This is a genomic window from Streptomyces sp. NPDC015144, assembly GCF_043079735.1.
Classification (GTDB): Bacteria; Actinomycetota; Actinomycetes; order Streptomycetales; family Streptomycetaceae; genus Streptomyces.
Window position 1 is genome coordinate 62,095 of sequence record NZ_JBIBUU010000006.1, and the last position, 22,641, is coordinate 84,735.

General features: G+C 72.6%; 19 protein-coding genes. 9 read left to right on the forward strand and 10 right to left on the reverse strand.

From position 1 onward, the window contains the following. The first annotated feature begins 172 nt into the window (after nucleotides 1-172). Together fsxC and fxsT are read left to right on the forward strand one after the other, a co-directional pair. On the forward strand, nucleotides 173-1,498 hold the full coding sequence (gene fsxC, locus ACF08W_RS12715) for an FxsC protein (RefSeq protein WP_385218205.1): 1,326 nt from the start codon (nucleotides 173-175) through the stop codon (nucleotides 1,496-1,498). After that, nucleotides 1,482-5,411: an FxSxx-COOH system tetratricopeptide repeat protein gene (gene fxsT, locus ACF08W_RS12720; RefSeq protein WP_392279258.1), complete on the forward strand. Its 3,930-nt coding sequence runs from the start codon at nucleotides 1,482-1,484 to the stop codon at nucleotides 5,409-5,411. Before fsxC ends, fxsT begins: the two co-directional genes overlap by 17 nt. A 67-nt stretch (nucleotides 5,412-5,478) precedes the next feature. Here the strand turns inward: fxsT and ACF08W_RS12725 are convergent, their stop codons facing one another. From ACF08W_RS12725 to ACF08W_RS12750, 6 genes are all read right to left on the reverse strand, one after another. After that, on the reverse strand, nucleotides 5,479-6,354 hold the full coding sequence (locus ACF08W_RS12725; protein WP_385210416.1) for an alpha/beta fold hydrolase: 876 nt from the start codon (nucleotides 6,352-6,354) through the stop codon (nucleotides 5,479-5,481). Nucleotides 6,355-6,512: 158 nt separating this feature from the next. Next, on the reverse strand, nucleotides 6,513-7,025 hold the full coding sequence (locus ACF08W_RS12730) for a hypothetical protein (protein ID WP_385210419.1): 513 nt from the start codon (nucleotides 7,023-7,025) through the stop codon (nucleotides 6,513-6,515). A 111-nt stretch (nucleotides 7,026-7,136) separates the two neighbouring features. Further along, nucleotides 7,137-8,384, reverse strand: coding sequence for a VWA-like domain-containing protein (locus tag ACF08W_RS12735; RefSeq protein ID WP_392279259.1), 1,248 nt, complete (start codon nucleotides 8,382-8,384; stop codon nucleotides 7,137-7,139). Then, a complete protein-coding gene (locus tag ACF08W_RS12740; protein ID WP_392279260.1) occupies nucleotides 8,381-9,655 on the reverse strand; it encodes an AAA family ATPase in 1,275 nt (424 codons plus the stop codon). Before ACF08W_RS12740 ends, ACF08W_RS12735 begins: the two co-directional genes overlap by 4 nt. Nucleotides 9,656-9,733: 78 nt before the next feature. Next, entirely contained in the window at nucleotides 9,734-11,116 is a 1,383-nt protein-coding gene (locus ACF08W_RS12745; protein ID WP_392279261.1) for a hypothetical protein, read from the reverse strand. A 149-nt stretch (nucleotides 11,117-11,265) separates the two neighbouring features. Further along, on the reverse strand, nucleotides 11,266-12,303 hold the full coding sequence (locus tag ACF08W_RS12750; RefSeq protein ID WP_352279288.1) for a DUF3533 domain-containing protein: 1,038 nt from the start codon (nucleotides 12,301-12,303) through the stop codon (nucleotides 11,266-11,268). A 242-nt stretch (nucleotides 12,304-12,545) separates the two neighbouring features. Here ACF08W_RS12750 and ACF08W_RS12755 point away from each other — a divergent pair, with 242 nt between their 5' ends. The 5 genes from ACF08W_RS12755 (at nucleotide 12,546) to ACF08W_RS12775 (ending at nucleotide 16,399) form a co-directional block, all read left to right on the forward strand. Then, a complete protein-coding gene (locus ACF08W_RS12755; protein ID WP_352279286.1) occupies nucleotides 12,546-12,911 on the forward strand; it encodes a DUF2089 domain-containing protein in 366 nt (121 codons plus the stop codon). Continuing rightward, nucleotides 12,908-13,168: a hypothetical protein gene (locus ACF08W_RS12760; protein WP_385210430.1), complete on the forward strand. Its 261-nt coding sequence runs from the start codon at nucleotides 12,908-12,910 to the stop codon at nucleotides 13,166-13,168. Before ACF08W_RS12755 ends, ACF08W_RS12760 begins: the two co-directional genes overlap by 4 nt. 23 nt (nucleotides 13,169-13,191) lie before the next feature. Next, the gene (locus ACF08W_RS12765; protein ID WP_392279262.1) at nucleotides 13,192-13,623 is read left to right on the forward strand and encodes a hypothetical protein; all 432 of its coding nucleotides are present in this window, start codon (nucleotides 13,192-13,194) and stop codon (nucleotides 13,621-13,623) included. 244 nt (nucleotides 13,624-13,867) lie between these two features. Continuing rightward, a complete protein-coding gene (locus tag ACF08W_RS12770) occupies nucleotides 13,868-14,758 on the forward strand; it encodes an alpha/beta fold hydrolase (RefSeq protein WP_352279282.1) in 891 nt (296 codons plus the stop codon). A 93-nt stretch (nucleotides 14,759-14,851) separates the two neighbouring features. Further along, nucleotides 14,852-16,399 (forward strand): trifunctional class I SAM-dependent methyltransferase/NUDIX hydrolase/VOC family protein, encoded by a 1,548-nt coding sequence (locus ACF08W_RS12775; RefSeq protein ID WP_392279263.1) that lies wholly within the window; start codon nucleotides 14,852-14,854, stop codon nucleotides 16,397-16,399. A gap of 83 nt (nucleotides 16,400-16,482) precedes the next feature. Here the strand turns inward: ACF08W_RS12775 and ACF08W_RS12780 are convergent, their stop codons facing one another. The 3 genes from ACF08W_RS12780 to ACF08W_RS12790 all read right to left on the reverse strand — a co-directional run bounded on the left by ACF08W_RS12780 (nucleotide 16,483) and on the right by ACF08W_RS12790 (nucleotide 19,775). Then, a complete protein-coding gene (locus ACF08W_RS12780) occupies nucleotides 16,483-17,919 on the reverse strand; it encodes an APC family permease (RefSeq protein WP_392279264.1) in 1,437 nt (478 codons plus the stop codon). Between the two features lie 460 nt (nucleotides 17,920-18,379). Beyond that, nucleotides 18,380-18,874: a DUF402 domain-containing protein gene (locus ACF08W_RS12785; RefSeq protein ID WP_392279265.1), complete on the reverse strand. Its 495-nt coding sequence runs from the start codon at nucleotides 18,872-18,874 to the stop codon at nucleotides 18,380-18,382. Then, the gene (locus ACF08W_RS12790) at nucleotides 18,855-19,775 is read right to left on the reverse strand and encodes a GNAT family N-acetyltransferase (RefSeq protein ID WP_385210443.1); all 921 of its coding nucleotides are present in this window, start codon (nucleotides 19,773-19,775) and stop codon (nucleotides 18,855-18,857) included. Before ACF08W_RS12790 ends, ACF08W_RS12785 begins: the two co-directional genes overlap by 20 nt. A gap of 81 nt (nucleotides 19,776-19,856) precedes the next feature. Between ACF08W_RS12790 and ACF08W_RS12795 the strand changes: the two genes are divergently transcribed. Further along, complete coding sequence (locus tag ACF08W_RS12795) at nucleotides 19,857-20,234, forward strand: GntR family transcriptional regulator (RefSeq protein WP_385210446.1); 378 nt, start codon at nucleotides 19,857-19,859, stop codon at nucleotides 20,232-20,234. A gap of 34 nt (nucleotides 20,235-20,268) precedes the next feature. On the opposite strand, the gene ACF08W_RS12800 is transcribed toward ACF08W_RS12795, so the two are convergent. Continuing rightward, nucleotides 20,269-21,363 carry a DUF5925 domain-containing protein gene (locus ACF08W_RS12800; protein ID WP_352279272.1) on the reverse strand — a complete coding sequence of 365 codons (1,095 nt, stop codon included), beginning with the start codon at nucleotides 21,361-21,363 and terminating at the stop codon, nucleotides 20,269-20,271. A gap of 224 nt (nucleotides 21,364-21,587) precedes the next feature. Here ACF08W_RS12800 and ACF08W_RS12805 point away from each other — a divergent pair, with 224 nt between their 5' ends. Continuing rightward, on the forward strand, nucleotides 21,588-22,397 hold the full coding sequence (locus tag ACF08W_RS12805; protein ID WP_352279270.1) for an SGNH/GDSL hydrolase family protein: 810 nt from the start codon (nucleotides 21,588-21,590) through the stop codon (nucleotides 22,395-22,397). Nucleotides 22,398-22,641 lie beyond the last annotated feature (244 nt).

Genomic DNA, 22,641 nt, shown 5'->3' on the forward strand with positions numbered 1-22,641 from the left:
TCGATCAAGGTGAGTCTCGACGCACCGCGGGAACCTATGACTGAAAACCGGCGTTGAATGACCGAACGCCATGGGGGTGGAGCAAGGTCCGCTCCGGAATGATGAATTCGCTCGCATTCGATTCACTTCACGGATGCGGGTGCTCACACAGGACGGGGGTCGTGTTCACGCGATGACGCAGCAGCGAGCGGCGGACCATCGACCGTACTTCTTCTTGAGTTACGCCCATACACCGGGGTACGGCAGTGGCACGGACCCGGACATGTGGGTCGAGCGCCTCTTCAAGGATCTCTGTGACCACGTGCTGGCCATGACGGATCTGCCCGCGGGCGCGCCCGCGGGGTTCATAGACCGCGAAATACGCTCCGGCGAGGGCTGGTCGGAACGGCTCGGCGAGGTGCTCGCCACCTGCCGGGTGTTCGTTCCGCTGTTCTCGCCGCGCTATTTCGCCAGTGAGATGTGCGGCAAGGAGTGGTACGCCTTCGCGCAGCGCGCCATCCACTACCGGGCCCGCTCCAACCAGCCGGCCGAGGCGATCGTCCCGGCGCTCTGGGTGCCCGTCCCGCCGAGCCAGCTCCCGGTGCCCGCCGAACGGCTCCAGTTCAACCACCGTGACTTCGGGGACCGTTACGCCAGCGACGGGCTCTACGGCCTGATCAAGCTGAAGCTGTTCGCCGAGGAGTACGAGCGCGCGGTCTACGAGCTCGCCAAGCGCATCGTCAATGTCGCCGGAACCATCAGGATCGGCACCGGGCGCCCCGTCGACTACCGGCTCGCCCCCAGCGCCTTCGGCCCGCGCAACAGCACGCCCGGCGGCCCCCGCCCCATGCAGGTCACCGTCGCCGCGCCCACCCGGCACGACCTGCCCCCGGGCCGCAGTGCCGACTACTACGGCGACAACCCGCAGGACTGGAACCCCTACCACCCCTCCTCGGCCCGCCCGTTGGCCTACGTCGCGGAGGACCTGGTGCGCTCCCTGAACTACCAGCCGACCATCTCGTCCTTCGACGAGGAGGCCGGGCACGGCGAGGGCAAGCAGCCGCCGAGCAGGCCGGAGATCCTGCTCGTCGACCGCTGGGCCCTCCAGGACGAGGACCGCCGCAGGCGCCTCGCCGCCTTCGACGCGGAGGACCGCCCCTGGGTGACGATGGTCGTGCCGTGGAGCCGCGAGGACCCCCAGAGCATGGCGGCGGAGGCCGAGCTGACCGCGAAACTCGAAGAGACCATGCCGATCAAGATGAGCCAGGGGCGGGCCTTCTGCCGCTCCGCGGCCAAGGGCGTGCCCAGCATGGAGGCGTTCGGCCAGATCCTGCCGCAGGTCGTCGAAGTGGCGGCCCAGCAGTATCTGCGGCACGCGACCGCCTATCCGCCCGCGAGCAGCGGTGGCGGACACACCGAACGGACCCGGCTGATGGGGCCGATGGCGCAGACGAACTACATCCCCGAGACACACGATCCTGCGACGGATGCGGAGGACACGGATGACGGCCGGTCGTGACGGGCGCATCGTCACTTTCTACTCGTACAAGGGCGGCACCGGGCGCACCATGGCCCTGGCCAACACTGCCTGGATACTCGCCGCCAACGGAAAACGGGTGCTGGCCGTCGACTGGGACCTGGAGGCGCCGGGGCTCCACCGCTTCTTCCACCCGTTCCTCGACCCGTCCACCCTCGGTGCCACCACCGGTGTCATCGACCTGATCACCGAGTACGCCTGGGCCGCGACCAGCCCGGTCCAGCGCGCCGACGACTGGCACCGCGACTACGCGCGGATCCAGCCGCACGCCGTCTCGCTCACCCCCGAGGCGCTCGGCTGGGAGTTCCCGCAGGGCGGCACGCTCGACTTCGTCTCCGCCGGACGGCAGAACCGCGAGTACTCCGCGACCGTCTCCACCTTCGACTGGGACAACTTCTACGACCGGCTCGGCGGCGGCCACTTCTTCGACGCGCTCCGCGACGACATGAAGGCCAACTACGACTACGTCCTCATCGACAGCCGCACCGGCCTCAGCGACATCGCCGACATCTGCACCGTCCACCTCCCCGACATCCTCGTCGACTGCTTCACGCTCAGCGACCAGTCCATCGACGGTGCCGCCTCCGTGGCCCGGCAGATCTCCGAGCGCTACACCGGCCGCCCCATCTCGATCTACCCCGTCCCGATGCGCATCGACGAGGGCGAGAAGGAGAAGGCGGACGCCGGACGGGCGCTGGCGCGGCTGAAGTTCGACCGCCTGCCGCGCAACCTGTCCGGGGACGAACTCACCGCCTACTGGGGCGCGGTGGAGATCCCGTACCGCCCCTACTACGCCTACGAGGAGACCCTCGCCACCTTCGGCGACGAGGCCGGCCTCACCAACTCCCTGCTCTCCGCCTTCGAGCGGCTCACCTCCGTCATCACCGACCAGCAGGTCACCGCGATGCCGCCGGTCGGCGAGGAGGCCCGGCTGCGGATCCGGGACGCCTTCACCCGGCGCCGGCCCGCGCTCCCCGCCGACCTCTTCCTCAGCTATGTGGCCGAGAACCGGATGTGGGCCGACTGGATCGAGTCCGTGCTCACCCGCGCCGGGTTCCGCGTCGTCCCGCGCGACGTGTCCGCCGAGCGGAGCGAGGAGACCGCCCCGGCCGGGGAGAACGCCGCACGCACGGTCGTCCTGCTCTCCTCCGCCTACCTCAAGTCCCAGCGCGCGGTGAGCGTCTGGGACCGGGCCGTCGCGGAGGACCCGGGGGGCGGCCGGCGCCATCTGCTGCCGATCAGGGTCGGTGACGTACGGCTGTCCGCCAACTACATCGACCGCAACCCCGTCGACCTCTTCCGGCTCGACGAGGTGCACGCCACCGCCGCGCTGCTGCGCGCCCTGGACCGGCCGGTCCAGCTGACCGACGCGGTGTCGCCCGGCCCGCGCTTCCCCGGCACCGTCCCCAGGATCTGGAACGCCCCGCCGCGCAACCCCGGCTTCACCGGCCGCTCCCTGGTCCTGGAGCGGATGCGCGACCAGCTCGGCGGCGGCATGGCCGTCGTGCTGCCGCAGCCGCAGACCCTGTACGGACTCGGGGGCGTCGGAAAGACCCAGGTGGCCCTGGAGTACGTGCACCGCTTCATGGCCGACTACGACCTGGTCTGGTGGATATCTTCCGAGCAGACCGACGACGTGGTGGCCTCACTGGCCGAGCTCGCGGTCCGGCTGGGCGCCCAGGGCGGCGACGACATGGCGGCGTCCTCCGCGGAGGCGGTGGACCTGCTGCGGCGCGGGGTGCCGTCCGACCGCTGGCTGCTGGTCTTCGACAACGCCGACGACCCGGAACGGCTGCGGCGCTACTTCCCGCAGGGCGGATCCGGACACATCCTGGTCACCTCGCGCAACCAGGCCTGGTCCCAGCACGGTGACGCGCTGCCGGTCGACGTCTTCCTGCGGGAGGAGTCCATCGAGCACCTCCAGCGCCGGGCGCCGGGGCTGAGCATGGAGGACGCGGCCCAGGTGGCCACGGCGGTGGGCGACCTTCCGCTCGCCGTCGAGCAGGCGGCGGCCTGGATCGCGGAGACCGCCACCCCGATCGACGCCTACCTGGAGCAGTTGGCGCAGCAGGCCCCCGAGGTCCTGGCGCTCAACCAGCCGACCGGCTACCCGCTGCCGGTCGCCGCGACCTGGAACATCTCCATCGAACGGCTCAAGGAGCGGTCGCCGGCCGCGGTGCGGCTGCTCCAGCTCTGCGCCTTCTTCGCCCCCGAGCCCATCTCCGGGAACCTGCTGTACAGCAAGGAGATGATCGAGGCGCTGAAGCCGTACGACGCCTCGCTCCAGGAGAAGCTGGTACTGGGCCGGGTCATCCGGGAGATCGGCCGGTTCGCCCTCGCCAAGGTCGACCAGGTCTCCAACTCCATCCAGGTGCACCGGCTCGTCCAGGCGGTCATCCGGGCCCAGCTCACCGAGCAGGAGCAGCGGGACGCCCGGCACGCCGTGCACCGCATCCTCGCGGGCGCCCGGCCCGACGACGACGAGCCGATCGACAACCCGTCCACCTGGCAGCAGTTCGCCACGATCTGGCCGCACCTCGGCCCGTCCGACGCGCGCAACTGCAAGGAGCCCGAGGCCCGCAGGCTGCTGATCGACCGGATCCGCTACCTCTGGAAGCGCGGCGACTTCCGGACCGCCACCACGCTCGGCGAGGAGCTGCGCGACATCTGGCGCGAGACGCTGGGCGAGCGGGACATCCAGTACCTCTACCTCTGCTTCCACCTCGCCAACGTCTACCGCGCGCGTGGCCGCTACGTGGAGGCCAAGGAGCTCGACGAGGTCACCCTGGCGATCCAGCAGGAGGTCCTGGGCCCGGAGCACCCGCACACGTACATGAGCGTCAGCAGCCTGGCGACCGACCTCGGTGTGCTCGGCGACTACACCAGGGCGATCGAGCTGGCGACCGAGGCCACCGAAGGGTTCAACCAGATCTTCTTCGACCGGCACCCCAGGACGCTGGCGGCCTCCAACAACCTGGCGTTCACCCTGCGGTCCATCGGCCAGTACGCACGGGCCAGGGAGATCGACCAGGACGTCTTCGACAAGCGGGTCGAGGTGCTCGGCGCGGAGCACCCCTACAGCCTCTCCTCGGCGATGAACCTCGCCCGTGACCTGCGGGACGTCGGCCGGTACGAGGATTCGGTCAACCTCCTCAGCCGTACGTACGACAGCTACAAGGCCACGCTCGGCCGGGCCTTCCCGGGCACCCTGAGCGCGGCCAAGAGCCTCGCGGTCTCGCTGCGCCGGGCGGGCAGATTCGAGGACGCCCGCAGGCTCACGGTGGCCACCCGCGCCCGGTACCGCGCCAAGTACACGGCCGCCAACCCGGAGTCGCTGGCCTGCGATCTCAACCTGGCGGCCGACCTGTACGCGGCCGGTGAGACGATCGAGGCGAGGGACGCGGCGCAGGAGGTCGTCGACCAGTACATGATCGTGCCGGGGGAGAAGCACCCGTACACCCTGGCGGCCCTGAACAACCTCGGCGTCTACCAGTCGGGGATCGGTGCCTCGGACGAGGCGGTACGGGTCCTGACCCGGGTGGTGGCCTCGATGCGGGAGGTGTACGGGCCGGAGCACCCCAACACGCTGCTCTGTGTGATGAACCTGGCGAACGCGACGGCGGAGCGGGGCGATCTCGAACTGGTCCTGGAGACCGAGGAGAAGGTGGCCGGGCAGCTCCGGAGGGTCCTGGGAGCGCACCATCCGGAGACCCTGGCCATGACGTCGAACATGGCGGTCACGCTCGACGCGATGGGGCGCAAGGACGAGGCCATCCGGGTGCGGTCCGAGACCGTCGAGGAGCTGGCCCGTCAGCTCGGCGACGACCATCCGATGACCAGGATCGCCCGGGACGACGACCGGTTCGAGCGTGAGCTGGAGCCGATGCAGGTGTGAGAGAAGGGGGCGCCCGGCCGCAGGCCGGACGCCCCCTTCCCCCGTCCTCTTCCCTTCCCGCCGCCGCTCAGCAGGCGGCGGGCTCCAGCAGCCAGTTCAGGATCCTGGGCAGGGCGTGCAGCGCGTCGAAGTGCGCGGCGGTGGGCTCCACCACCACGGTGGAGTTCGGGATGCGTTCGGCCAGCCAGCGGGAGTGGCCCACCGGAGAGAACACGTCCTTCTCGCCGTGCCACAGCAGCACCGGTCCCGGGATGTCCGCCGGATCGAACCCCCAGGGGTTGCTGAACGCGAGGGCGTCGTCGATCCAGCCCCACGCGGATGTGCGCAGCCCCTCACGGTAGTTGCGCAGCAGCATGGTGCGGACGCCCGCGTCGTTCACCACCATCCGGTCGGAATCGGTCAGTTCCTGGCGCAGGTCGTCGATGAGCCGGACGGGGTTCTTCCGGATCACCGCGGACCGTGAGATGAACGATTCCGCGAGTCCGTCCGGGTCGGCGGACGCGGTGGAGTAGGCCAGGACGTTGGAGGCCGCCATCCCCTCGAACCAGTCGAGCCCGTCGGCGCCGCGCGGTGCCAGCCCGACCAGCGCGGCGGCCCTCGTCACCCGCTCGGGCATCAGCGCCGCGCAGGCCAGGGCGTGCGGGGCGCCGCCGGACCGGCCCACCACGGCGAATCGTTCCAGCCCGAGGTGGTCCGCGATGGCCCGGACGTCCTGGACGGCGTCGGCGACACAGCGGCCCGGCAGCCGGTCGGAGTCGCCGTACCCCGGCCGGTCGTAGGTGATGAGCTGGGTCTTGCGCTGGTAGAGGACCATGCCGCGCGGAGCCGGCCCGAGGCGGCTGCCCGGCATTCCGTGCATCAGGAAGACCGGTCTGCCCCGCGGGTCCCCGAGCCGTTCCACCACCAGATGCCGCCCGTCCGCCGCGCGCACCCGACTACGCACTTGACGCCTCCTCCGCGTGGTGCAGGCACAGGCGTGCCCGACTTTCCTGCCCGATTCGATGATGGCTCATCAGAGCACTTACCTGACAGGGGTGTTGGGAAACCACGGGCGGGAGGGGAGCTGAGGCGGTAAGGGGGGAGCGCGGTGCCGGGCGACGCTCAGACCGCTCTCGACTCCAAGTGGTAGGTGGTGTCGACCCAGAAGCCGCTCGTGGCCCTGGCCTTGATCTCCAACACGTACTCGCCGGGCGTCAGCGGGGGGAAACCGCCCCACACACCCCATGCGTACCGTTGCGTCAGTCCCGTGCGGAACGGCGCGGAGAATTCGTGGAGCGGCAACGGGACGCCGTTGAGCGAGGCGGTGGCCTCCACCACCGACAGGGACAGCGGCACCCGGGAGTACGACCGGGGGTGCTGCATGTTGAGGACGGGGAAGAAGGCCGGCCGGTCCGAGGGGATCGGGCACCGCCGGACCACCCGGCCGCCGTACGTGCCGGCCAGGAACCAGAGGTCGTCCGGCTGGTTCCAGGCGGCGTGCTCGCCCGTCGTGTCCGCGACCGGGCTGCGGTCGTCGGGCGCCGACAGGGCCCACCGCCACCAGCGCCCCGCGAGTTCCCCGCCCTCCTCCGCGGTCGGTCTCCACCCGTCCCCGGCCCGGCCCGCACCGTTCATGACATCCTCCCCAGGCCACCCCCCTGACCAGGGGGATCGAATCGAACGAGCGGACAGTATCCGGGCCGGTCGGACCGGCCGCACCCGGGTCGGGTGCCACCGGTCCGGGCGTCACCGGGCCGGGGAGGCCGAACCGATGACGACCGTGCGCGCCCAGGCCGGCGGGGTGTTCGGGAAGCGGCCCCGCGGATCGTCCTCGTCCCAGCTCCGGGGGAACAGGCCCACCACCGTCCGGCACGAGGGCCGGGCGTCCGGCCACGGTGTCTGGCCGTCGGTCAGGACCACGACGACGTCGGGCCCCGGCCGCATCCGCAGGGCCCTGGCGAACCCCTTGCGCAGATCCGTGCCCCCGCCGCCGACCAGCGGGATCCCGACGGCCTGGCACAGCGGGTGCGCGACCCCGACGGCGGCGTCGCACGACAGGACCGTGACCAGGTCGCGACGGCCGCCGACTGCACGACAGATCGCGGTGATCTCCAGGAGGGCGCTGCCCAGTTCGCCGTCGCTGACCGAGCCGGACGTGTCGACGATCACCGTGATCCGGGGCGGTCGGCGCCGCAGGCTCGGCAGTACGGCACCGGGCACCCCGGCCGAACGCCGGGACGGCCTGCCGTACGTGTAGTCCTCGCCCGCGCCCGAGCCGGAGACGGCCGAGCGGACCGCCGCGCCCAGCAGCTCCCGCCACGGCTGCGGCGGGTGGAACGCCTCCTCGGCCCACCGCCGCCAGCTCTTCGGCGCGTTCCCGGGATGGCCGGTGATGCCCTGTGCCACCCGGAACCGGACCGCGTCCCGCTCCTGTTCGCTGAGCCCGTGCGCCCCGTCCGGCCCCAGGTCCCACTCCCGCCCCAGCCCGTCCGCACCGCTGCCGCAGTCCAGCCAGGCCAGGCCCGCGGTGTGCGGCCCGAGCCGGAACCGGCGGACGTACTCCTCCATGAGCAGGCCCTCGGGAAGTCCCAGGAAGCCCGGATCGACGGCGTCCTCCGGCGCGAGCAGCCCGTCGCCGTACACGTCGTCGTTGATCTCGCAGTCGGCGGCGATGTTCATCCGCAGCCGTCCCGCGGGGCCGGTCAGCCCGTGGAGCCGGGCGATCCGGTCGCCGCGTCCGGGGTGGTCGCGGAGCAGGTGCGCCACCTCGTGGACCCAGACCCCGGCCAGTTCCTCCACCGGGGTCCGGGCCACGAACCCGGGCGAGACGTAGACCCGCCAGTACCGGTCGACGGCCATCGTCGGCACCCGCCGATCCTCCACCACGTGCAGGGCGAACAGGGCCGTCGCGAGATAGGGCCGGGCCCGGACGGCCTGGAGCCGGGCGGCGAAGAGCTTGTCGAGGTCCAGCGGACGGGGCGGGACGGGGGTCACCGGCCGGCCTTCGCGCCGACGGCCTCCCGGTCGGCGGTGCGGGACGCGGCCCGGTCCGCCCGCCGGGACAGCGACACCACCCCGGCGAGCTGTTCGATCGCGGCCGGTACGTCCCAGTCCTCCTGGCGCAGCGAGGCGAGCGTGGTCGCGGGGACGACCACCACGTCCGGGGCGCCGGTCTCCAGCGCCCGGACCAGGAGCGCCCACGCCGCGTCCCAGCGGGACTGTTCCGGGCGGTTGCGGACCGCCGCCACCACGCCGTCGAGCACGGCCTGGCGCAGATCGCCGCGTTCGGGCAGGACGGCGTTGGCCGGGTCGGCGAGCACCGCCTCGGGGTCGGGCAGGTCCATCCGGTCCAGGCTCGCCAGGAGTTCCAGCCCGGGGCCGTCCCCCACGGTGCCCCGGACCAGGAGGGAGAGCACGTCCCGGGAGGAGCCGGCGGCGGTGGCGAACGCGACCAGGGTGAGCGTCATGTCCCAGCTGCGGGGCGACGGCCAGGGCCCGCCCCGCCGGGTCTCGCCGCTGGGCAGCCGGTGCACGAGCGTCGGGCGGGCGGCGAGCAGCCCGCACACCGCGCGCCGCGCGAAGTCCACCGCCTGCGGAAGCCGTTCGGGATCGAGCCGAGGGAAGACCGCCCGGGGCCAGACGCCGCCGAGACCGCGCACCACGACCTCGTGGTCGTGGGTCCACTGGAGGTGGACGAAGCGGTTGGCCAGCGGTGGGCTCAGCTCCCAGCCGTCGGCCGCCGAGGACCGCGGATTGGCGGCGGCGACGATCCGTACCCCCGGCGGCAGCCGCAGGGCACCGACCCTCCGCTCCAGTACCAGCCGGAGCAGGGCGGCCTGGACGGCGGGCGGGGCGGTGGACAGCTCGTCCAGGAAGAGCAGGCCCCGGCCCGCCCGTACCAGGCGCACCGCCCAGTCCGGCGGGGCCATCGGGACGCCCTGTTCGGCGGGGTCCTCCCCGATGACCGGCAGCCCCGAGAAGTCGGACGGTTCGTGGACGCTGGCGACGACCGTGGTCAGCGGAAGGTCCAGGGACTCGGCGAGCTGGGTGAGGGCGGCGGTCTTGCCGATGCCGGGCTCGCCCCACAGGAGGACGGGCAGGTCGGCGGCGACGGCCAGGGTCAGTGCCTCCAGTTGTTCGTCGGGGCGGGGCTCGGTGGTGGTGTCGCGGAGCAGGGCCGTGAGCTCGCGGGCGATGTCGAGCTGGGAGCCCCGGTCGGGGCCTATCGGGGCGCGGGGCGGGGCGACGGAAGGGTGTGCGGGCATGGCTGATCACCTTTGGGGTCTGTGACGCGTGTGTGGTCTTCGGTTCGGCGGGGAGCCGTGGTGCCGGAGGGGCCGGGGTCAGTTCGCTGCCGTGCGGCGCGGGCGACGGCGGCCGGGGCGGTGGTACGGGGCGCGAGGGGGGCCCTCGGCGAGGCCCGCCCGGTACAGCCCGTACGTGATCCGCCGCCGCGCGGCCGTCTCCAGCTCGTCCCGCAGCTCGCCGCCGCGCAGCACCGCGCCGGGGCCCAGCAGCCCCTCGACGACGGCCAGCGCACCGGTGATGTCGCCGTGGTCCAGGCGTTCGCGTACTCCGGGGAGGCAGTCGGGCCGGCGGTGGGCCTCGTCGATGGCGCGGAGGCAGGGGAGCGGGGTGCCGGTCAGCGCGACCAGCAGCTCCTCCCGGCGGAGCTCGACCGGGTCGTGGTCGAGCGGGGAGAGCACCCCGTCGACCAGGCCGATCCGGTGCAGGGCGCCCCGGCACTCCACGGTGCGCGGTGCCCCGGGCGGGTCCGGACGCCGGGCGGGCGGGGCCGCGGGGCGCCCCGGGAGCAGGGCGGCGAGGACCAGCGGATGCAGCCGGTCGGCCTCGATCGCACCGGTACGGAGCAGGTCGAGGTCGGGCAGCACCCAGGTCGCCGCGTCGGGCAGCACCGGCGGTGTACGGCCGGTGCCGCCCCCCGGGTCCGGGGCGGCGGAGGCGATCCGCGGCACGGGCGGACCGGTGCCGTCCCGTTCCGCGACCAGCTCCAGGAGCAGCCGCTGCCGGGCCCCGAGCCGCACGGCGACCGTCCCGGCGGAGCGGCCCTCGGCCCGGAGCAGGATCTCCGCCTCGGCCGCCCACCGGCCGGTGGCGCAGTGCAGCTCGTCCGGCACCACCGCCCGCACACGGTCCGGAACCGCTTCCGTCACGTCGGTGCCGGAACGGGTCCGCAGCTCACCGGCCCGGCGCGCGTCCCACAGATGGCGGTGCAGGTCGAGCCGGAACCGTGGGTTCGGGCGGGGGTGCGGGTGGCGGCGGGCGTCCGTACCGGGGGCGGCGGAGTCCCACAGTGCGAGGGAGATCCGCTGACCGGCGTCCGCCCAGGCGGGCGGGGTCCGGACCACCAGATGGACCGGGCGCACCGGCCCGGGGCCCCCGGTGGCGTACCGGGCCAGGGAAAGGGTGAGTCCCGGGCGCAGCAGTCCGCGGGGAGCGGCCCTCGGCAGGTGCCAGCGGAGCAGGTCGGGCGCGAGATGGCGGAGGTCGTCCCGGAGCCGGGCGGCGAACTCCCGGCCGTGGACGCGTGCCACGGCGCGCGGGGCGAGGTCGATGTCGATACCCGCGGCGGCGCAGGCCCCCGCCCAGTCGCCGACGCGGCGGCGGGCGGTCGCGGTCTCGATCACGGAGGGCGGAACGGCGAACTCGCGCACGCGCCGCCAGAAGGACAGTCGGGGATCCGTTTCCACGTCAGAAGTGCGCATCAGCACACACCTTGCGTGGTAGGAGCCCCCAATCCGCTGAGGAGGTGAGTAGTCATCGCGGGGCAGCGTAGCTTCCGGGCACCCTGTTCGCCAGCCCCTTTCTTCCCGGGACGGGGCCGAGGGCCGTTCCGGGCGGGGCCGGGCGGGTGTCAGTCGACCGTCGAGCCGAACGGCGGTCGTGCGCCGCTGAGTTCCTCCGGGGTGCGGCGGATGGCGGTCAGAAGGGTGACGGCCGTGCCCACCACCGCCCACGCGGACAGCACCAGCAGCGGGCCGGTGACCGCGTTGCCCCGGAAGTAGGCGATCGAGCGGGCGACCCAGGTGCCCGCCCCGGGTGGCAGGGCGGGGCCGATCGCCCGCCAGAAGTCCGGGACCATCGGCAGCGGGTAGGCGCCGCCCGCGCTCGGGTTGCCCGCGATCACCACGATCAGGACCGCCAGGCCGATGCCGACGATGCCGGTGAGGGCCTGGAGGGCGAGGGTGATCATGCCGACGGCGAAGACGGTCAGCGCGCCCAGCCCGGACAGCCCCCAGAAGCTCCCGGGCAGGGCGCCGAGGACGGGCCCGACGATGATCGCGCCCCCGATCCCGCCCAGCACGGCATAGAGCGCCATCACGCCCGTGCGGATCACCGCGCGCCGCCGGTTGGCGGGTTTGGCGCCCGCGCTGATCGCCAGGATCGAGGCGCAGAGGTAACCGCCGACGCACCACCCCACCACCAGGTAGAACGACGAGATCCCGCCCGCGTCCTGTACGGAGGCCGGGGCCACGTCCACGGACCGCACGGTGCGCTGCCGGCTCTGGTCGACCTCGGTGAGGATCCTGGTCAGGGCGGTCGACAGCGAGGCGCCGCCGCCGGAGGCGACCAGCACGGTGTCGGTGGTGGACCGGGGGTCGACGATCAGGGCGCCGTCGATCTCGCGGTCGAGGATCCGCGCCCGCGCCTCGGCGGCGTCGGCGACCTCGCGGGGATCGAGCGGGCCGCCGGGGAGGTCCTTCAGTTCGGTGACGAGCCGGGCGGACATCTGCCGGGGGGCGACCACACCGAACGGCACGTCCGTCGGGGTCGGGCGGTGCAGGGCGCCGACGTAGGACGCGATGAACAGCAGTTGCAGCGCGAGCACACCGATGACGAGCAGCGCGGCCCGCGGTGTGACGGCGTTCTTCACCTCGTCAGCGAACGTCATGTCCCCACGCTGGAGGGTGCCGTCCGATCGTGCAGGCGGGGCGGGGCCGAACGGCTGAGCGCCCCGTCGGTCCGGGTACGGGGCGGCCCCGGACGGATCCGTCCGGGGCCTGTGCGACAGTCGCCTCCGACAAGAAAAATTCAGATGAAGATTGATGAAATCAAGTTTTCATCGTTGCCACATAAGAAAACTCAAGGTAAGAATGAGTGGTCGGTGTGGCGCGGAGGAGTGAGGGAGTCGGGATGGACTGGCAGGAGCTGACGGACCTGACACAGGGTCGGCCCTTCGTGGTCGAGCGGGTCCGTCTCGCCGACAACGGCGTCGCGATCGAGGGGGACTTCGAGCCGCCCCAGCTGGCCCGGCTCGGAGTCGACGATCAGGTGTTCGTCGCCGCGTTCGTCCGGGCGCACGGCTCGATCAAGGAGATGGAGCGGATCTTCGGAGTCAGCTATCCGACGGTCAAGTCCCGGCTGAACCGGATCGCCGGGCAGCTCGACTTCGTCGACACCGACCCGGCACCCACCGGTGCCGCCGAGGTCGTCGACCGGCTGCAGCGCGGGGAGATCAGCGCCCGGGAGGCGCTGGACGAGCTGGAGCGGTCCCGGTGATCCCGCAGCTGGTGACGGTGGGTCTGCGCCGCTCCGACGGCCGCCGCCGACGACTGTACGTACCCGTCCTGCCGGTGGTGCTGCTGCTGGCGCCCCTGCTCCTGCTCGCCGCGGTGGCCGCGCTGGTCGGCTGCCTCGTCCTCCGGGTGAGCCCGGTGGGGGCGCTGCTCGGCGCCGGGCGGCTGCTGTGGGCGCTCCCCGGCACCCGGTTCGAGATCGAACAGGGCCGCGCGGCCCTGCTGGTGACCATCAGATGACACGGAAGAACGAAGGGGCAGTCATGGACGAGCAACGCCGCCAGGTCCTGCGGATGCTGGCCGACGGAAAGATCACCGCGGACGAGGCCGAGCGGCTGATCGACGCCCTCGAACGGGACCTGCCCCGGGAGCGCCAGGAGACCGCCTCCCGGCAGGGGAACCGGCGCAGGTACCTGCGCGTGATGGTGGTGGACGCGGCGGACACCGCCGGGGAGGGGCCGAGCCGGGTCGACATACGGGTGCCGCTCCAACTGCTGCGCGCCGGGGTCCGGCTCACGAGCCTGCTCCCGCCGAGGGCGGTCGCCCGGGCCAACGAGGAACTGCGCAGGTCCGGTGTGCCGATCGATCTCGCAGAGCTCAAGCCGAAGGATCTGGAGGAGCTCGTCGACCAGCTCGACGAGGTCAGTGTGGACGTCGAGGACCCCGAGGCGAAGGTGCGAATCTTCTGCGAGTGACGTGCGGCCGTACCGCCCCCGGAGCCGACGGAACGGCCCGTGCGGTCGGTCCCGGGGCGGTTGGTACGCCGTACGGACGGGCTCGGCGCGGCCCGCATTTTTTACCGACGCGTAACTTCCCACGCCACCCTACCCGCGCGTAATTTGGCTCGGAAGCACCACGGAACCAGCGTCAGATCTTGTGGTCCGGGCCGCAGGGCGTACAGACATCGCAACCTCCCCAAAGCCGCAAGGAGACCACACGATGCTGCCCCGGAAACGTGCGCCGCGCACCCCACGTACGCGAAGGACCCTCGCCGCACTGCTCCTCGCCGTCGCCGCTGTCGCCACCCCCACCGCCGCTGCCGCCGCGGCCACCCCCACCGCCACGGCCCCCTCGCGCGGCTGGAACGACTACTCCTGCAAGCCCTCCGCGGCCCACCCGCGCCCCGTCGTCCTCGTCCACGGCACCTTCGGGAACTCGGTCGACAACTGGCTGGTCCTCGCCCCCTATCTCGTGAACCGGGGCTACTGCGTCTTCTCGCTGGACTACGGACAACTGCCCGGTGTACCGGTCTTCAACGGCCTCGGCCCGGTCGACAAGTCGGCCGGACAGCTCGCCGTCTTCGTCGACAAGGTGCTCGCCTCCACCGGCGCGGCCAAGGCGGACCTGGTGGGCCACTCGCAGGGCGGCATGATGCCGAACTACTACCTGAAGTTCCTCGGCGGCGCCGCCAAGGTCAACGCCATGGTCGGGATCGCCCCCGACAACCACGGCACCACCCTGCTCGGCCTGACGAAGCTGCTCCCGTACTTCCCCGGGGCCGAGGACCTGCTGAACGCCAACACCCCCGGTCTCGCCGACCAGGTGGCGGGCTCCCCGTTCATCAAGAAGCTCAACTCCCTCCCGGACACCGTGCCCGGGGTGCGCTACACCGTCATCGCGACCCGGTACGACGAGGTCGTGACCCCGTACCGCAGCCAGTTCCTGGACGGACCCGACGTGCGCAACGTCCTGCTCCAGGACCTCTGCCCGGTCGACCTCTCCGAGCACGTGGCGATCGGCACCGTCGACCGGATCGCGTACCACGAAGTCGCCAACGCCCTCGATCCGGCGCACGCCACCCCCACCACCTGTGCCTCCGCCGTCGGATGACGGCAACGCCGGTGCGGGGGAACGGGCTTCCCCGCACCGGCGTGCGCCGCATCGGAGGGCGCGGCAGGCGGTGGTGACTGGCACGATCGACGCATGACGACCATCGACTGGGACTCCGCGGCAGACTCCTTCGACGAGGAACCCGACCACGGGCTGCTCGACCCGGTGGTCCGGGACGCCTGGGCGCGGCGGCTGGAGAGCTGGCTGCCCGGCGGCCGCTCCGACATCCTCGACCTGGGCTGCGGGACCGGCAGCCTGGCCCTGCTCGCCACGGACCAGGGCCACCGGGTCACCGCCGTCGACCGCTCCCCGCGCATGGCCGAGCTGGCGCGGGCCAAGCTCGCCGGCACGGACACCGAGGTGCACGTCGGCGACGCGGCCCGCCCGCCCGTGGGCGGCCAGCGGTTCGACGTGATCATGGTCAGACATGTGATGTGGCTGCTGCCCGACCCGGAGGCGGTGCTGCGGCACTGGTTCGCCCTGCTGCGGCCCGGCGGCCGGCTGATCCTGATCGAAGGCGTCTGGGGCGGGGTCGGCCTCTCCGCCGAGCGGCTGACCGGGCTCCTCGCGTCCTGCACCGAACGCGTCCACCACGAGCCGCTCTCCGACGACCCGCACCTGTGGGGCAAGCGGGTCGACGACGAGCGGTACGCCCTGGTGGCCCGCGCCCAGCCGCCGCACCGGCACACCGAGGTCGTCGACGTCCATCTGATCCTGCGCCGGGGCCCCGAGGTGCTGCTCGCCCGCCGCGCCGGCACGGGATACGCGGACGGGCTGCTGCACGCCCCGTCCGGGCACGTCGAGGACGGCGAGGACGTCCGCGAGGCGATGATCCGCGAGGCCGCCGAGGAGATCGGGGTGGAGCTGGGGCCCGAGGAGCTGCGGGTCGCCCTGGTCATGCAGCACCGGGGGCCGGGCGGCGCGCCCCGCACCGGCTGGTTCTTCGAGGCGGAGTACGACCCCGCCCGGCCGCCGGACAACCGTGAGCCGGACAAGTGCTCCGAGCTGGGCTGGTTCCCGCTGCACGCCCTCCCGGACGACATGGTCGCCTACTGCCGGGCGGGGCTCGACGGCTACCGGGCGGGCGAGCACTTCCTGATCCACTGGCACGAGGACGGCGACCCCGTGGCGTACCGGCCGGACGGCGTCCGCCGGGCCGTTCCGCTGCCGGTCGGCGGCGCGGGCAGCGGCGCGGTGCACCACATCGAGCTGTGGGTGCCCGACCTGGGGGCGGCCGTACGGAGCTGGGGCTGGCTCCTCGGCGAGCTGGGCCATGTCCCGTACCAGCACTGGGAGAACGGGCGGAGCTGGCGGCGCGGCGAGAGCTATGTGGTGGTCGAGCGGTCGCCAGACCTGGTGCCCGGCCCGCACGACCGCCACCGTCCCGGCCTCAACCACCTCGCCTTCCACGTCCGGGACCGGGCCGCCCTCGACGCCCTGGTGGCCGGGGCCCCGGAGCACGGCTGGCGGCCGCTCTTCGCCGACCGCTACCCGCACGCGGGCGGCGAGGAGCACACCGCCGCCTACCTGGAGGACGCCGCAGGGTACGAGGTCGAACTGGTCGCCGGGGCCCGCAGCCCCCGCCCGGCCCCCGAGGAACCGGCACCGTACGCCGACGCCTGGGCCCGGCGCAGGGACTGAACGGCGCAGGGACTGAACGGCGCCGGAACCGGACGGGGTTGGGACCGGACGGGGTCTCGGCGCCGAGGGGTGGGCGAGGCCGGTCAGCCGTCGCCCGCGGCGGGGGTGCGGCCGGTCGTGAAGTACGGCGACCGGTGGTGCCAGCGGGCCCACGCGGCCGCCACCAGCCCGGAGCCGATCATCAGGACCGGGACGAGCAGGGCGAACCAGCCGTTGTCGGCGGAGACCTCGAAGTGGTCGGTGGACCGGTAGAAGGTCCAGGCGAGGTAGCCGCCGGTGGCGAGCAGCGCGAGCGCGCCCAGCACCGGACCGACGACGGCGCGCAGGGCCTCCAGCGGTGCGGAGCGCAGCAGATGGCGGAAGCGCACCGCGGCGGCCGCGGCGGTGAGGGCGTAGTACAGGGCGACGACGATGCCGATCGCGTTGACCGAGGCGAAGATCAGGTCGTTGACGGTGGGGATGATCAGCGCCAGCGCGGCGAGGGCCAGGGCGATCGCGGTGATCAGCAGGGTGCCGGCGGCAGGTGTGCCGTGCCTGGGGTGCAGCCGGGTCCAGACGGGGCCGAGCACACCGTCGCGGCCCATCGCGTACATCCCCCGGGCGGTCGGGATGACCGACGCCTGGAGCGAGGCCACGGCGGAGAACATCAGGGCGATGAGCGGGAGGGCGGCCAGCGGCTGTTCGGCGAGCTTCGTACCGAAGTAGGCCAGCCCCTGCGCGCCGTTGTCGGCCAGTTCGTCCAGCGGCAGGACGCGCTGGAAGGCGGTGCCGGCGAGCAGGAAGAGGAGCAGCATGACGGTGAGCGCGATGAACCCGCCGCGCGAGGCGTCCCTCGGGTCGCCGACCTCCTCGCCGACGCTGAAGACCGACTCGAAGCCCCAGTAGCAGAAGACCGCGAGCACCATCCCCTGGGCGAGGGCCGCCGCCGAGGGGATGTCGAAGGGGTTGAACCACTGCAAGGAGAAGGGCTGGTCACCGGCGAACAGCCCGTAGCCGCAGAAGGCGAGCAGCACCCCGTACTCGAAGACCAGCAGGTACTTCTGGAGCCGCGCCGCGAGGTCCAGTCCGCGGACGGCCACCAGCGCGGCGGCGATCAGGACGGCCATGCCGAGCAGGGTGGACTGGAAGGTGGAGTTCGCGTCGAGGTCCAGTCCGGCGACGCGGTGGAGCCCGGCCTGGCCCAGCAGTTGGATGACCGCCGAGCCGGTGACCGTGGTCGTGTAGGCCATGAACACGATGGTGCCGACGACGTTGACCCAGCCGACCAGGAAGCCCAGCCAGGGGCTGAGGACGCGGCCGACCCACTGGTAGCTGCTGCCCGCGCTCGGCTCGACGCGGTTGAGCCGGCCGTAGCCGCCCGCGATGCCGAGCACGGGCAGGAAGGCGAGCAGCATGATGGCCGGGAGATGGAGGCCGACGATGGCCGCCATCAGACCGAGGCCGATTCCGATGCTGCTGGTGGCCGCGGTGCTCGACGCGGCGAGGACGATGCCGTCCACGACGCCGATGGACTGGCGCATGGCCGCCCGGGGGGCCTGGTCGCCAGGGTCTGGCGTGATTCTCGCGTTCTTCACTGATGCCGCCAATGAACGTCGCCTTGCTCGGGAGGAGGGCTCACGGAAGGCCGGGCCCGGTGACGGGCCCGGGGGATGGAGCCCGGGGGAGAGGTGGCCGGAGAGCCCGGCTGGCACGTCATGAAACTCCCGTCCCCGTTACACGTCAATGGTGTTGTCGTAAGAGGGGGGAGGAGTACGCGCGGGGGCCCGGGGGAGGCGAAGCGTTACGTCAACGCGGTTGACTTCGGGACGGAGGTGGAGTTCTGATGGCGGCGGCTACCGGGTACGGATCGCCTCCCGAGCCGGACGGCGGGCGGGGCGGCGCGGCCCCGGCTCAGGGGGCACAAGGAGCTCAAGAGGCTCAAGGATCCCAAGGGGATCGACCGGCCCGGGCCGGCTCCGGAAGGCGACCCGCGCCGCGTCCTCAGGCCAGCAGCGCCGCGAGCTTCCCGGCGCGGGCCAGGCGCTCCAGTTCGTCCAGCGCGGCCACCGCGGCGTCGGCCGCCGCCGGATCGCGCCCGGCCAACCCGCTCTCGGCGAACTCGTCCTCGTCCAGCCGCAGGACGGACGAGCCGTCGGCCGACACCCACAGGTCGAGGTCCAGGTCCTCCACCCGCAGCTCCCCGTCCCGCAGCACCGCGGGGCGGGTGATGTCGCAGTACCAGCCCTTGAGCACGCCCGCGCCCGTGCGGACCTCCTTCACCGCGAACCAGCGGTCCCGCCAGTAGTGCTCGGTGAACACGTCGCCCGGCTCGAAGCGGACGAAGCCGAAGTCCCGCACCCCCGGCGCCGCCCACGGCGCGCGCACCGTGATCCGGGTACCGTCGTCGCGGACCGGCTCCGCCGGGTACCTGATCTTGGTCCGCCCGGCCTTCACCAGGGCGACGACCAGCGCGGACTCAGCCGAGCCTGCGGACATGGCGCACCTCCGTGGCGCAGATCCGGTAGCCGAACCAGCGGTTGATCGCCAGCATCGGGCCGTTGCCCGCGTCGTTCCCGGTGTACGCGTCCGTGTAGCCGGCGGCGCGCGCCCGGTGCAGCGAGTCGTTCTTGACGAGCTTGGCCAGGCCGCGGCCGCGGTGGGCACGGCGGGTGCCGGTCATCCCCGACATGTACCGGGTTCGCCCGTCGGTCTCGGCGGCGCTGAAGGCCACCACCTCGCCGTCCACCACCGCCACCGAGGTCAGCTCGTGGTCGAGTCCCGGGCTGCGCCAGGTGTGGTTCAGCCAGTCCTCGTAGTCCGACAGCACGGCCGGGGTGTCGGACGGTTCGTCGGCCGTGGTCTCGGCGTCCGCCTCGAAGAGCGGACGGGGGTCGTCCGCGAAGTCCGCGGCGGTCCGCAGCTCGACCCCGGCCGGGACCTCCTGGCGGGGCGGCAGCGGACCGCCCGCCAGGTCGAGGTGGAGGAAGTGGGCCGGACGGCTCGGCGTGTAGCCGCGCTTCTCGGCGAAGGCCCGGTCCGAGGGGGTGTCGAGCACCCAGGCGTGGACCGAGACCGCGCCCTCCCGGGCCAGATGCTCCTCGGCGGTGCGCAGCAGCAGCCCGCCCGCGCCGCGCCCGGTGCGTTCCGGGTGCGTGTACGTGTTGCAGAATCCCTGGCCGGGTTCGGGGCTGTCGTGGGCGAGGCCGGTCTGCGCCGTCCCGATCACCTCCCCGTCCTCCTCCGCGACCAGCAGCCGGTAGCGCTTGTCCGGGTGGGCCGAGGCCAGGTCGAAGGCGACGCGCTCGGGCGTCGTCACGATGAAGGGGAGAGCGGCCCGCCGGACCCGTACCCAGTCCTCCGCGTCGGTGGGAAGAAAATCGCGAACGATGACAGTCATGCGCCGGACGGTACGGGGAGGAATCCATCGGCGCCCTCGAATTTTTCCGGTGGCGGGGCGGAGGTGAGGGACAATCAGGAGGTGACCCTGAAGATCGTTCTTGACCCCGACGCCGGTATCGCCCCGTACGAGCAACTGCGCACGCGGATCTCCGAACTGGCCCGCTCCGGCGAGCTGCCCGTCGGCTTCAGACTGCCGACGGTACGCGGCTTCGCCGAGGAGCTGGGCCTCGCCGCCAACACCGTCGCCAAGGCGTACCGTGCCCTGGAGGCCGACGGGGTGATCGAGACCCGGGGCCGCAACGGCACCTTCGTCGCCGCCGCCGGTGACGCGGCGGACCGCCACGCGGCCTCCGCCGCCCGGGCCTACGCGGAACAGGCGCGGCGGCTCGGCCTCTCCCACGAGGAGGCGCTGTCCCTGGCCCGGGACGCGCTGCGGGCGGCGTACGACCCGGAGTGAGCCTGGGCGTGCCGGACGCGCTCCGGGGGCGGGCTCAGAGGTACAGGCCCGCGTCGGCCCCGGAGTCCTGCCGGGGCACCGAGGCGGGGCCGCCGCCGCGCCGTAGCGCGTACAGCTCGGCCAGCGTCGCGCCCTCGCGGCCGATCTCGTCCTCCGCGCCCAGCCAGCCCACCGCCTCCTCGCGGGTCAGCCGGCCCACCTCGATCCTGGCGAGGCAGCGGCCGGGCCGGACCACGGCCGGGTGGAGCCGCTCCAGGTCCTCGTTGGTGGTGACGCCCACCAGGACGTTGCGGCCCTGCCCGAGCAGCCCGTCGGTGAGGTTCAGCAGCCGGGACAGGGCCTGGCCCGCGGCGTGCTTGGCCTCGCCGCGGATCAGCTCGTCGCAGTCCTCCAGGAGGAGCAGCCGCCAGCGGCCCTTGGCCGTGCCGTCGTCCTCGCCGATCGCGATGTCCATCAAGTAGCCGACGTCGTTGAAAAGCCGCTCCGGATCGAGTACGCAGTCGACCTGGCACCAGTCCTGCCAGGAGCGGGCCAGCGTGCGCAGGGCGGAGGTCTTGCCGGTGCCCGGCGGGCCGTGCAGCAGGAGCAGCCGGCCCGAGATGTCGTCCGGGGTGACCTTCATCAGCCGGTCCATGGCGGTGGCCACCGGCGCCGTGTAGTTGCCCCGGACCTCGTCCCAGGTGCCGGCGTTGATCTGCCGGGTGGTGCGGTGCGGGCCGCGGCGCGGGGAGACGTACCAGAAGCCCATCGTCACGCTCTCGGGCTGCGGTTCGGGCTCGTCCACGGCCTTGTCGGTGGCCTGGTCGAGGATCTTCCGGGCCAGCTCGGGGGTGGTGGCGGTGACCGTGACGTCGGCGCCCCGGTTCCACCGCGAGACGAGCAGGGTCCAGCCGTCGCCCTCGGCGAGCGTGGCACTGCGGTCGTCGTCGCGGGCGGTGCGGAGCACCGAGGCGTCCGGGGGCAGCAGGCTCGCGCCCTTCCTGACGCGCTCCAGGGTGGTGTTGTGCGAGTGCGGCTGCTCGCCGTTGGCGAAGCGGCCGAGGAACAGCGCGTCGACCACGTCCAACGGGGAATCGCTGTCGTCGACGGTGAGCCGGATCGGCAGCGCGGACTCGGGGTTGGCGGACATGGCCCCATGATCGGCCACCGGGGGGTCCGGCGCACCAGGGTTTCGTGTCGTTTCCTCCCGGCCGACGGCGCGCGAGGAGCACATACGGGTCCGAAGAGCCGCCCGGCGCATGTGAATTGATGGAGCGAACTTGGCATGCACACTTCCGGTGAGGGGGACGGGACTGCTACCACGTACTCGTGTAGACCGGGCGGATGTCTCCCGGTCGGTCCCTGGGAGGTCCCATGAAGCTGTCCAGACTCGCGGCGTTCTCGTCCTCGCTGCTGCTCGGCGCCGTGCTCGCGCTGACCGGCGCCGCCACCGCGAGTGCCGCGACGTCCGTCCAGGGCGTCGACTACGTCGCCCTCGGCGACTCGTACTCCTCCGGTGTCGGCTCGGGCAGCTACGACAGTGCCAGCGGCAGCTGCAAGCGCAGCAGCAAGGCGTACCCCGCCCTCTGGGCCGCGGCCAACGCTCCCGCCTCGTTCTCCTTCGTCGCCTGCTCCGGCGCCCGGACCGGCGATGTGAAGTCCGGTCAGCTCGGCCCGCTCAGCTCCGCGACCGATCTGGTGTCGATCTCCATCGGGGGCAACGACGCCGGCTTCGCCGACGTCATGACGACCTGTGTGCTCCAGTCCGAGGCCACCTGTCTCAGCCGGGTCAACACCGCCCGCAGCTTCGTCGACACCACCCTGCCCGGCAACCTCGACTCGGTGTACTCGGCGATCCGCGCCAAGGCGCCGTCCGCCCGGGTCGTCGTCCTCGGCTACCCGCGCTTCTACCAGATCGGCGGCAGCTGCGTCGTCGGCCTGAGCGACAAGGTGCGCACCGCGATCAACTCGGCGTCGGACTACCTCAACGCGGCCACCGCCAAGCGCGCCGCCAACTACGGCTTCACCTTCGTCGACGTCGCGGGGAAGTTCAGCGGCCACGAGATCTGCTCCGGGAGCGCCTGGCTGCACAGCGTCAACTGGCTGAACATCGGCGAGTCCTACCACCCCACCGCCACCGGCCAGGCCAGCGGCTATCTGCCCGCCTTCAAGTCGGCTGCCTGATCCGCCCGACGGACGAGGGCCCCGTGGGTCGCGGGCCCTTGTCCGTCGCTCCGAACAGGTGTGGACGGGCGGCCGGAATGGTGTCATCCGTTTCCGTTCCGTCCGGACCGCCCGGAAATCGGGTGGATCCCTGAACGGGGGTCAACCTCCGTATGCGTGTGCGTAATCCCGCCACCGGGATGCGCAGGTGTCGGCGCGGGACGATAGGGTTAACCTGCCCGGGTCGGGTGCCCTCGTACGGGTG